Source organism: Deinococcus sp. Arct2-2, from assembly GCF_004801315.1.
Classification (GTDB): domain Bacteria; phylum Deinococcota; class Deinococci; order Deinococcales; family Deinococcaceae; genus Deinococcus.
In genome coordinates this window covers 23375-34158 of record NZ_SSNW01000064.1, presented here as the reverse complement: position 1 = coordinate 34158, position 10784 = coordinate 23375, and the positions used below count along the sequence as shown (strand labels likewise).

10 protein-coding genes are annotated in these 10784 nt (G+C 60.5%); 5 read left to right on the top strand and 5 right to left on the bottom strand.

Features of this window, described 5'->3' with window-relative positions; translation table 11 throughout:
• Positions 1-588: 588 nt before the first annotated feature.
• Positions 589-2379 (bottom strand): DNA primase, encoded by a 1791-nt coding sequence (gene dnaG, locus E7T06_RS20110; RefSeq protein ID WP_136367546.1) that lies wholly within the window; start codon positions 2377-2379, stop codon positions 589-591.
• Between the two features lie 266 nt (positions 2380-2645).
• Here dnaG and E7T06_RS20105 point away from each other — a divergent pair, with 266 nt between their 5' ends.
• Together E7T06_RS20105 and E7T06_RS20100 are read left to right on the top strand one after the other, a co-directional pair.
• Positions 2646-2960: a cupin domain-containing protein gene (locus E7T06_RS20105; protein WP_136367545.1), complete on the top strand. Its 315-nt coding sequence runs from the start codon at positions 2646-2648 to the stop codon at positions 2958-2960.
• 377 nt (positions 2961-3337) lie between these two features.
• Positions 3338-3766 (top strand): hypothetical protein, encoded by a 429-nt coding sequence (locus E7T06_RS20100; protein WP_136367544.1) that lies wholly within the window; start codon positions 3338-3340, stop codon positions 3764-3766.
• Positions 3767-3856: 90 nt separating this feature from the next.
• On the opposite strand, the gene lgt is transcribed toward E7T06_RS20100, so the two are convergent.
• From lgt to E7T06_RS20080, 4 genes are all read right to left on the bottom strand, one after another.
• Positions 3857-4789 carry a prolipoprotein diacylglyceryl transferase gene (gene lgt, locus E7T06_RS20095; RefSeq protein WP_136367543.1) on the bottom strand — a complete coding sequence of 311 codons (933 nt, stop codon included), beginning with the start codon at positions 4787-4789 and terminating at the stop codon, positions 3857-3859.
• 196 nt (positions 4790-4985) lie between these two features.
• Positions 4986-5753 carry a twin-arginine translocase subunit TatC gene (tatC, locus tag E7T06_RS20090; RefSeq protein ID WP_136367542.1) on the bottom strand — a complete coding sequence of 256 codons (768 nt, stop codon included), beginning with the start codon at positions 5751-5753 and terminating at the stop codon, positions 4986-4988.
• A 19-nt stretch (positions 5754-5772) separates the two neighbouring features.
• On the bottom strand, positions 5773-6012 hold the full coding sequence (locus E7T06_RS20085; protein ID WP_136367541.1) for a twin-arginine translocase TatA/TatE family subunit: 240 nt from the start codon (positions 6010-6012) through the stop codon (positions 5773-5775).
• A 524-nt stretch (positions 6013-6536) separates the two neighbouring features.
• Positions 6537-7265 (bottom strand): SDR family oxidoreductase, encoded by a 729-nt coding sequence (locus E7T06_RS20080; protein WP_136367540.1) that lies wholly within the window; start codon positions 7263-7265, stop codon positions 6537-6539.
• A gap of 129 nt (positions 7266-7394) precedes the next feature.
• Between E7T06_RS20080 and E7T06_RS20075 the strand changes: the two genes are divergently transcribed.
• From E7T06_RS20075 to E7T06_RS20065, 3 genes are all read left to right on the top strand, one after another.
• Entirely contained in the window at positions 7395-8426 is a 1032-nt protein-coding gene (locus E7T06_RS20075) for a hypothetical protein (protein WP_136367539.1), read from the top strand.
• A gap of 362 nt (positions 8427-8788) precedes the next feature.
• Entirely contained in the window at positions 8789-9511 is a 723-nt protein-coding gene (gene nth, locus E7T06_RS20070; RefSeq protein ID WP_136367548.1) for an endonuclease III, read from the top strand.
• Positions 9508-10749, top strand: coding sequence for an MFS transporter (locus tag E7T06_RS20065; protein WP_136367538.1), 1242 nt, complete (start codon positions 9508-9510; stop codon positions 10747-10749). The genes nth and E7T06_RS20065 overlap by 4 nt, the downstream gene beginning before the upstream one ends.
• Positions 10750-10784 lie beyond the last annotated feature (35 nt).

The window sequence follows — 10784 nt, the reverse complement described above, 5'->3', positions numbered from 1 at the left end:
CCCACGAAGTACACTCGACTCATCAGAGTGGTGCGCTAGCAACTTGAACTCGCCTAATCGTCGAAAAAATACGTAACATTGTTGAAGAGTTGTCTTCTAGGGCTAGTATGGGATTCCCATTCAAAATATGAGTCCGTAGTCCAGACAGGAGGGGCTAAGACAATATCACCCTCCAAGGAAATATTCGCACTAACATAGATATACGTTTCACTTCTCGTACCCATCCTCATAATTCTCTCGTCGCCCCAAAATGGCAATAGATCACTATAGATCACACAGACCCCCTCTTCATCCATGCGAAAAGAGCAGACACCCTCATAAATCTCTATAGGGAAGATTCCTGTGCAGTGGAATGTGCATGATACTGATCTGGCTTTAGCATCTACAAAGTAATTGAATATATCTGGTTTATCGCCCGTAACACTTTCTAAGCTGTGAGTAATTAATTGTCCCAGACGAATCAAAGGCTCTTTTCGCAGTTCGATTTCAGGGTCGGCGATTATTTTTAGGAGTAGGAGAACTTCATCTCTCATGTTGAGTCACTGAATAGCATGAAAGCTTTAATTCTAGTCAATCAAGCTCTTCCGCTTACGCCGTACTCCGCCGCGCCCGCTTCTCTGCCTCTATCGCCCGCTGCAACTCCCCAATCTGGCGCAGCAAGCTCAGTTGTTCGGCGGCTTCGGCTTCGGCCACTTGGCGCTTCAGCAGGTCTACTTCGGCCCGCATAGAATCGATGCTCATGCTGACCTGAATATCGTCTACGGCGGCAGCGGCGTACCCGTTCACTTTCTGTTCGTACATCTGGTTGGTATCACGGGAAATGGCCCCAGTGTCGCGGCCCTCGAACATCAGGCGGATCAGTAGTTGCTCTTCGGGCTGGCCCCGGAAGATTTCTAGGATGGAATCGGCATTCGCGCCGCCCACGCCCTGCCCCAGCGCGGCCAGCATCACTTTGCGGACTGATTCGTTGCGCCAAGGCGTGCTGCCGTCCAGCTTAGACAGCAAACTGGGGTCTACCAGCAGTTGCCGCAGCAGCGAGAGTTCCCGGTCTTCCTCGCCCCGGTGGGCACTCATTCCGGCCATGTGGGTATCGGTCAGGCTGCGGCGCTTGGCCTTAGAGCCGATCCATTCCAGCAGGGCTTCGGGCTTGATGCCCAGCGTGTGACAGGCAATCGTTCGCATCTGCTCCGCGCCCTCATCTAACGGATCGAGGTTTTGCATTCGCGGCAAAAGATCCATCAGGATGCTGCGTTTGCCTGCGGTGGTGGTCACATCGTGCTTGTCCAGCGCGGCCTGTACCCGGTAATGCACTTCGTCGAGGCCGCCCAAGAGAGCCTGCCGAATGCCTGCTTCGTCTCCGGCCAGCAGCGCGTCGGCGGGGTCTTTGCCACTGGGAACACTGGTGGCCCGCACCCGAAATTTGGCCCCCAACACCTGATCCAGCCCCGACAGAGTGGCCTTGAGTCCCGCCTGATCTTGGTCGAACATCAGCGTCAGCTTTTGCGCTCCCAGCCGCTCCAGCAGCGTGGCGTGGTCGGCGGTCAGGGCGGTGCCGAGGCTGGCGACTGCGCCCGTAAAGCCGTGCTGGTGCAGGCTAATCACGTCCATATAGCCTTCCACCACGATCAGTTCCCCGCCGCCTGCTGTGCCCGTACCAGAAATCAGGCTTCTGGCCTTGTCCAGCCCGTACAGCAACTCGCCCTTTTTGAAGGCTTCGGTGTCGGGTGTGTTCAGGTACTTGGGTTTGCTGTCGTCCAGCACGCGCCCGCCAAAGCCCACCAGCCGTCCCAAATGGTCACGGATCGGGAACATGACCCGGCCCCGAAAGCGGTCATAGATGCGGCCCGATTCCGGGTTTTCGGTGGTCAGGCCCGCTTCTAGCAAGAGGCGGTCTGTGATGCCCCGGCTTTTGGCCCGCTTGACTAAGCCGTCCCAGCCTTCGGGCGCGTAACCGAGTTCGAAGGCGGCAATGGAGGCGTCGGTCAGGCCGCGTGCCTTCAGATACTCCAGCGCAGGCCCCGGCAAATGCTCCTGAAAATAGCTGAGAGCAAAGGCGTTCACGTCGTACAGGTCACGGCTGGACTTCTCGCCGTATTTGGCTTCCACCTGCACGCCCGCTTTTTCGGCCAGCTTGCGCAGCGAATCGCCAAAGCTGAGGTTTTCGGTCTGCTGCACAAAACTAAAGATGTCGCCGCCCGCTTTGCAGCCAAAGCAGTAGTAATAGCCCTGCTCGGTGTCTACCTGAAACGACGGGCTTTTCTCCTTGTGAAATGGACACAGCCCCTTCATGCGTCCCTTGCCCGCAGGCGTGAGGCTCACATATTCTCCGATGACCTCCGCGATATTTAGCCGCGAACGGACGTCTTCTTTGGTTCCCATGTGTTTGCCTCACCCCCCGGCGCTGTGGTTGTTCGATCTGCGTGACCTCAACAGAGCTAGAAGCGCAGTGTACGCTGCCACTGGCCTTCTTGCCAAATCGCGTCAGATTCAAAAAAAGAGTGTGCAGCACGGTATTTTTGGCTACATTACTACTGACTGCGGGACAGAATGCGTGGGCGTCGGCCTTCCGGCTTGGGGGGCCAAAAGCTCTGCGGCCCTGAATCTTCCCCTCACCCCGGCGCGGCTGCGGCGGTGCAGGCTGAGGCATGACAACCCAGACGTACAAGGTCAGCCAGAGCGACACGCAGCACGGCGAACACGGCGAGCATCACCTGATTCAGGGCCAAACGGGGCAGATGCGGCTATGGCACCGCGAGGAACCCGATCCCGCCAAGCCCGAAAGCGTCAACGACTATGAAACGTTGGGCTATGTGATAGAAGGCCGCGCTGAACTGATCGTGAATGGGCAGACGCTTTCGCTTGCGCCGGGGGATTCGTACTGTGTGCCGAGTGGGGCCAGCCATACGTACCGGATTACGGAAACGTTGACGGCGGTTGAGGTGATTACACCGAGCAAGTGAACAGGTTTTTTGCCTTCTCCTACGTTGGACTCCCCCAGCCCCCGCCCCCAAAGGGTGCAGGGGAGTGGTCGCTCCGCTGAGGAGGATTGATCTTGTCGCGTCCACACTCGGCTGGCTCGTTCTTTTAGAGCGGAATTGTCAGTCGTCTTGAACATGGAATTGGCCCACCCGCTGCGCGGATGACGGCCTCACATGGATGGGGGCGGGGACGATTTTGGGTGGCGGTGTCGGGGGTTTGGCTCCCTCTCCCTTGAGGGGGAGGGTTGGGGAGGGGGTGAGGAGCAAAGCGATTGCCCTTCCCACATTCCAAGACCCACATCCCAAAACCCGCCCTCCCACACTTTGACCCTCGCCCCTAGACCCTTAGACTGCCCCCGATGCCCCTCGGTGACGCCCCCAACTACTCCACGCCCCGCACACTGGGCCTCGCATTGGTCAGCATTCTGGGCTCGCTGGCGCACTTTGCGTTGGGGGCGCTGGACTACGGCAATGTCAGCCGTTATCTGGGACTGTGGGGCATGTTGCTGGCCGCGCTGCTGCTGGTATTCGGTATCCTGAGCCTGATCCGCTACGCCGAGGCGCACGACGCCATGACCGACCCGCACCCGCGCACCCCCATGTACGGCACGCCGCACCAAAGCCTCACCTTCGTCATCGGCCTGAGCTTGAACGCGCTGTGTGCGCTGACGGCACTGGCTTGGGCAACGGCGGGCCAATTGGTGCCTTGGCATTTGGCCGCTGCTGCCATCAATCTGTGGGCTGTGTGGTTGGCTTGGCGCGGCAAACCCGGTAGGGGAGAGGACTAGCAGCAATCCAAGAAAACAAGCACGATCTAAAGTTAAATTAGATCGTGCTTGCTTGGTTTTTTGTGGTGAATCTTCCGCGCAAGACCCGCTTCAGGCGCTCTTTTGTACGGGCGCGGACGGCACAGGGTCAACCCGCGTATCAGGCCGTTTGGCAATCTGGATCAGCAGCCAAATGCTGGCGATGATCAGGGGAATAGAAATCAGGTGGGTTTCCGTCCACAGCCCGATGCCCGCTTTGTCGAGGCCTTGGCTCAGGTACGACTTGGGAATGAGGGGATTGAGGCGGAAGGTTTCTTCTAGGCCCGCCCGCAGGATGGAATACCACAGCCAGAACTGCCAGAAGGCCCAACCGGGCTTACGTGATCTCAGCCAGAAGTAGGCGGCGATGCTGAGAATGATGCCGATGAAGACCCCGTAGAGCTGCGTGAAATGCACGGGCGCGGTCATGACCAGTTGCCCGCCGATTTGCTGGCAGTACTGAGACAAATCCATGTCGGGGTTGGCATTCTTGACGCACATGCCGTCGTGGAAGGCGCGGGCCGAGTCGGGCCAACGGTAGCCGATAGGCCACCCGGTCACGCGGCCCACCGTATCGGTGCCGTTCATGATGTTGCCGATGCGTCCGCCGATGATGCCGAAGGCCACACCGGGCACGCATAGGTCGGCGTACTGGTAAAAATTGAGCTTGTAGCGGCGGGTATAGTAGATCAGCACCAAAATCCCGCCGATCAGGCCGCCGTGAATAGAAATGCCGCCTTGCCGCAAGTTGATGATGTCGAGCAGGATGCGGGGAAACGGAATGTTTTCAAATTGGTTCCAAGAGGTGGCGACAAAGACGATTCTTGCGCCCACGAGTCCCCAAATGATCATCCAGAGAATGATGTCGTTGAAGAGATCGACGTTGAGACCGCGTTGCCGGGCCATGCGTGTGCCCACCCACACGCCCGCGACGATACCCAGCGTGATCAGCACGCCGTACCAGGCAATAGTAAAACTGCCGATTTGCAAGAAGACAGGATCCATAAGTCGGGGTCAGTCTATGCCGGATAGGGGCGGGCTAGGTAGGAAGGGAGGGTTTGGGGAGTGGAAAAGGCCTCGTTGCTGCATAATCTATCCTCTGGAGACGTGCTAAAAGTGTTGGAAGGCTGAAACTCATCTTGCCGAGGGCAACGGAAACGGCCCATCTTCTGAAGGGAAGACAGGCCGAATGGAGCAAAAATTAGAGTTCTAGCGCGGGCGTTTCTTCTACGGGCGGCTGAAGGCGGAAGGCGCGGGAAAGAATGACGCCCAACTCGAACAGCAGGTAGAGCGGGCCTGCCACCAGCAACATGCTGCCGGGGTCTGGGGTGGGCGTAATAATTGCGGCAGCCACCATGATCGCCACAAGGGCAAGGCGCCAGCCCTTACGCAGCATGGTGTGGTTCACGATGCCGATACGGGTCAGGATGACAGCCAGAATGGGCATTTCGAAGGCCAGCCCAAATGAAACGAGGAACGTGATGATCATGCCCATGTAGCTGGCGAGGTTGAGCAGCGGTTCTACTGTGCCGCCCAAGAAATCGACGAAAAAGCGTACCATCGTGGGCAGCACCAATTGGAATCCGAAGACGACGCCGCCTGCAAAAGCCAGCCCTGCACCCGCGATAAAGGGAACAGCCCATTTACGCTCGCTGGCATAGAGACCGGGGGCGACAAAGGCCCACACTTGCCACAAAATAAACGGCAATGCCAGCGCCAAACCTGCCCAGAGCGAAATATTGAAGCTGAGTAAGAATTGGTCGGTGAGCTGCGTAACGATCAGTTTGACCTTACCGTCCTGATACAGCTGCGAATATTTAAGTGGTTCTTTCAACAACTCGATCAGGGGGATGCGGTAGTTCCACGCGACGCCCATGCCCAGAATGAGAAAGATAACGCTGTAAATCAGGCGCTTGCGGAGTTCGTCGAGGTGGTCGAACAGCGGCGCACTTTTCAGGTCTTGCATCATGACCGCTTCTCCCGTGCCCTTAACGCCGCTCGACTTCAGTAACCGTCGTTTCTACGATTCGGCCATCTGCGGTACGCACGGGGTCGAGGGTATGAGAACGCACGTCGGTCACGACAGGGGCCACCGGATCATGAATTTCTTTCTTGAAACTCTTGATGCCTTGGCCGAGGCCTTTACCCAGTTCGGGCAGCTTGCGTGCGCCAAAAATCAGGGCGATAACGGCAACGATCAGGATGATTTCTAGTGGCCCTAGTGACATGGTGTGCTCCTTGGTGGGTGCGGTGATGGGGTTGCCCGAAAGTGGGCCAAGCGGTTGACTGTAGGGTAGCGCGTGCCTATGAAGGGCTGTGTGGGCTTGCTTTCTGAACCCCGTCTCGCTTGATTAGGCGAAACTAGCCCTTCTGCGCCTTTCTTACCCTGAATGTATGCAGGGCAGCCCAAATTGGATCACTGGTGGGTTAGAGGAGCGTCAACATTAATTGTTGATGGAGGCTGGGGGTGGGGTGGAGGCGCTTAATGGGTGGCCCCCTCTGCTGCGCAGCTCTGCGAGCCACCCCGCTCTTGCAGATCGCCCCTCTCTGCTGCGCAGCTCTACGAGTCCCACAAGGGGCGAGGGCGAAAGGCAAGGGCAAGCATCGTGGTGTTGCTCCCTCTCCCTTGAGGGGGGAGGGCCGGGGACTCGCAGAGCTGCGCAGCAGAGAGGGTGAGTGAGCAACGCGATTGCCCTTCCTCAGACCCTAGACCCTTTGACGCCCGACTTGTGTCCCGCCCAACGCCCCAATCTCAGATGCTCCAGCCGCCGTCCACCAGAATCTCTTGGCCCGTGATGTATCCGGCCTCGCGGGTGGCTAAGAAAGCGACGGCGGCCCCGACTTCGTTCGGCTCACCAAAGCGGCGGGCGGGGATTTTGGCGGTCAGTTTGTCGGCGTCGGCGGGATCGGCGTGCAGGGCGCGGAGGCGGTCGGTGGCGGTGTAGCCGGGGGCTACCGTGTTGCAGGTCACGCCGTCGGCGGCCACTTCAAGGGCCAGCGTGCGGAGGTGGTTGGTCACGGCGGCCCGCATGGCGTTGCTGACGGGCAGATTCAGGGCAGGCCGCCCCACAGTCAGGCTGGTGACGGCAATAATTCGGCCCCAGCGCCGCTCGCGCATACCGGGCAGCACGCCTGCTGCCAAACGCACGGTACTCAGGAAGGTGGTATTTAGGCCTGCCATCCACGCTTCTTCGCTAACCGCACTGGGGAGGGATGGGGGCGGCCCACCTGCGTTGCTGACCAGAATATCGATTTGCCCAGCGGCGGCCAGCGCAGCCTGCACGCCTTCCGGGGTACTCACGTCGGCCACCACCCAGCGTGTGCCCAGAGCGTTTGCCGCCGCTTTCAGGGCGTCTTCGCCCCGTGCAGCCAGCGTTACTTGTGCGCCCAGCCGCATCAGGTCATGCGCCGCTGCGAGGCCGATGCCCCGGCTGCCGCCCGTGACCAGCGCCCGCTTGCCTTCCAATCTGAACAGGGTCATAAGGGTACGGTACACCGCTTGGCCGCTGTTTTCGTTTCCTGCACAGTGGAAGGCAGCACAGACCCCACCTCAGCACTCTCTGTATGCCGCACAGCCAAGGCTTTAAGATTCAGGCGTTACCCTTAACTTATGCGCCGCTTCGTCTTGCCCCTGTCTGTGGCCCTCCTCCTTGCTTCGGCGCTGGATACTTCGGCACTGGCTCAGAGCAGCGTTCCCGCCACGCCGCCCACTTCCAGTGCTGTGCCGTCTGTCCCGCCTTCTCCCACCGCCCCCACTTCTCCTTCCATTACGCCAATAACTCTCTCCGCCCCAGTGGGCACGGTGCGCGAATACCGGGGCAACGAGATCACGCGGGTCACGTTTACGGGCGGCGATTTTGTGCTGACGGGTGTGCCGGAAGCCGAGGCCAAAGACGCGCAGGCTCAGTTTTTGGCGGCCCTCAAATCGCGTTCGGGCGAAACCGTGCAGCCGTTCAAGCAATTTGTGAAGGTGCTGCCCGCTGCGGGAACGGCGGGCAAGCTGATGTACACGTCCATTCTGACCGAGGCAGGGCAAGAACCGCTGACGCTGCGTTCGGTGAGGACGTTGGGAGCGAGTGCCACGCTGACCTTTCAGCCTGATGAATCGCCCGCCAACGCTGACCCATTGGCGGGCATTTTGGGCAATCTGAATACGCTGCTGGCCGCCCTGCACGCCGATCTGCTCGCCAACTTCGATCCGGCGGCGTTCGGGATTCTGGGCAAACCCCTGACGCCCGGTGCAGTCTTTACGCGCACCAAAACCCTGAAGCCCAGCAACCCGCTGGCAGGCGTAGGCACGGGCAACCGCGAAACGCAGGCCATCAGCGTAGAGCAGCAACTCCGCTTCGAGGGCGTGCAGGGCGGCCTGCTGGTCTTCAGCCGCGCTGCCCGAATCGTGCAGGGCCAGCAAATCGTGACCGGGCAGAGTGCCAACCTGACCACGACGCTGAGCAGCTACACCCTTTCCGGAGAACTGCGCGTGCGGCCCGATGGATTGCCCGTCAGTGCCACCCGCACCGAAAGCTACGCCGCCGAAGTGAAAGGCAAACTGACCGCTCCGGAAGGGCAAGACGCCGGAGAAGCCAACTTCTCGTTGCAACTGGGTGGGACTAGTGTGCTGACGTTGACGGCTGTTCGGTGAGGCGCAGGGAAGTCTAAAGGTCGAGGGTCTGAGAGTCTAAGAAGGGCAATCGCTTTGCTCATTCACCCCCTCCCAGTCTCCCCCCTCTCCTGCGGAGCTGTCCCAGCCAAGGGTGAGGAGCTAAAAACCTCAGATTTCAGCCTTTATCTGTTGCCCTCGCCCCTTGTGGGACTCGCAGAGCTACGCAGTAGAGAGGGGTGCTGCGTCAGCAGCGGGGTGAGGGGGCCACCGAGAAAACGCCCCCGCCCCACCCCTTTAGACCCTAGACCCTTAGACCTTCCCCCCACACCAACGATGAACGTTCCCCGTCTGACTTGCGCGGACAGCCTCCGGTGCGCGGGTGTAGGTTGAAGGCCGTGACTGTGCCGCCCTTTCCCCCTACCAAGACGGCCCACCCCTCCGTTCCTAAAGCCAAAGCTGCGGCGCGGCTGCCTGCCGGGGCCAAAGCCCGCGCTCCACAGGTATTGGCGACACTGCAAGCAACCTACCCCGACGCCCGCACCGAGTTGCAGTTTTCTAGCCCCTTTGAACTGTTGGTGGCCACCGTCCTCAGCGCACAGGCCACCGATGTCAGCGTGAATGCCGCCACGCCTGCCCTATTTGCCCGCTACCCCGACGCGCAGGCCATGAGCTTGGCCGAACCCGCCGATTTGGAACCGCTGATTCGTACCATCGGGCTGTACCGGGGCAAGGCGCGAAATTTAGCGGCGCTGGCCCGCTTGCTGCTAGAGCGGCACGGCGGCGAAGTACCCAACGATTTTGAAGCGGTGGTGGCCCTGCCGGGAGCGGGGCGCAAAACGGCCAATGTCGTCCTCAGCAACGCTTATGGCTACCCCGCCATTGCCGTAGACACTCATGTGGGACGGCTGGCGCGGCGCTTGGGCCTGAGTGTACAGACCAACCCCGACAAGGTAGAAGCCGACTTGGGGCGGCTGTTTCCGCGTGACCGCTGGGTGTTTTTGCACCACGCGCTGATTTTGCATGGGCGGCGCGTGTGTACGGCCCGCAAACCCGATTGCCCCGCCTGCCCCATGCGCGACTTTTGCCCCAAAATCGGCGTCGTTCCAAGTGGATTGCCCTTGTGAATCTGCGGTTTTCCAATCAAGTCTGGCTGTTTTTGGCCGCCAGCTTCAGCTTCGGGTTGTCTCAGGCGTTCGCGGCTCTGTTTCTCAACTTCTATTTGAGGGAATTGGGGCTGGGAGCGCAGTGGCAAGGCGTCCTGAATGCCCTGCCTGCGCTGACGTTGGCGCTGTTGGCTCTTCCGGCGGCGGGGTTGGCACGCCGAATTGGCAATGTGCGGGCCATCGCGTTAGGCAGCGTGCTGGGGCTGGTGGGCGCGGTGGTGCTGGCCTCGGCGTCCGGTCCCTTGATGGCCATGCTGGGCGCAGTGGTGCAGGGCGCAGGTACGGCGGCGTTGGTGGTGGCAGGCTCGCCGTTTATGGCCGCGCATTCCACGCCCCAAAGCCGCATCACCCTGTTTAGTGTGCAAAGCGCCCTGATGACCGGAGCGGGCTTTTTGGGCAATCTGCTGGGCGGGCGTGTGCCAGAACTGTATGCCGCCAGCACCGGGGGCGAGCCGGACGGATTGGGCGCACTGCGGACGGCGCTGTTGGTGGCCGCAGGATTACAGGCATTGGGCCTGATTCCGGTGCTGAGCCTGCGTCCGGGCCAGCTCGCGCCTGCTTCCGGGGGCCGCACCCTTGCCGTGCAAGACCGCCGCACCATGACCCGCCTCGTCACGCCCAATGTGCTGGTGGGGCTGGGCGCGGGGGCCACCATTCCCTTCCTGAACGTGTTTATCGAGGGCAAATTTAATATCAGCTATGCCAGCCTCGGCACGCTGTTTGCGTGGGCCAGCCTCGCTACTGCCGCCACCGCCCTCATTCAGCCGCTGGTGGTGCGCCGATTGGGGCCGCTGCGGGCCGTGCTGGTGGTGCAGGCCAGCAGTTTGCCCTTTCTGGCGCTGCTGGGATTCGCGCCGGAACTGTGGATGGTCACGGTGGCCCTGTTTACACGCGGCGCACTGATGAACGCGGCTGGCCCGGTCTATTCCGCCCACGCCATGACGGTGCTGAGCGAACGAGACCGCCCGCTGTACTCCGCCGTGAACGTGATCGCATGGGATATGGGCTGGGCCGTGAGTAGCATTCTGGCGGGCGTGGTGCGCGGGGCGTTGCCTTTTGGCACAGCCTTCAACGTGCTCTTTGGCTGGACACTGACCATGTATGCGGGCAGTGTGTTGGCTATTTATTTGGGGTTGTACCGTCCTGCACGGCGGGCAGGCACGCTGGGCCAGAAGGCAGCGGGGGGCGTGGGGGACTGAGATTGAGGCAATCGCTGGCGCTCATTCACCCCCTC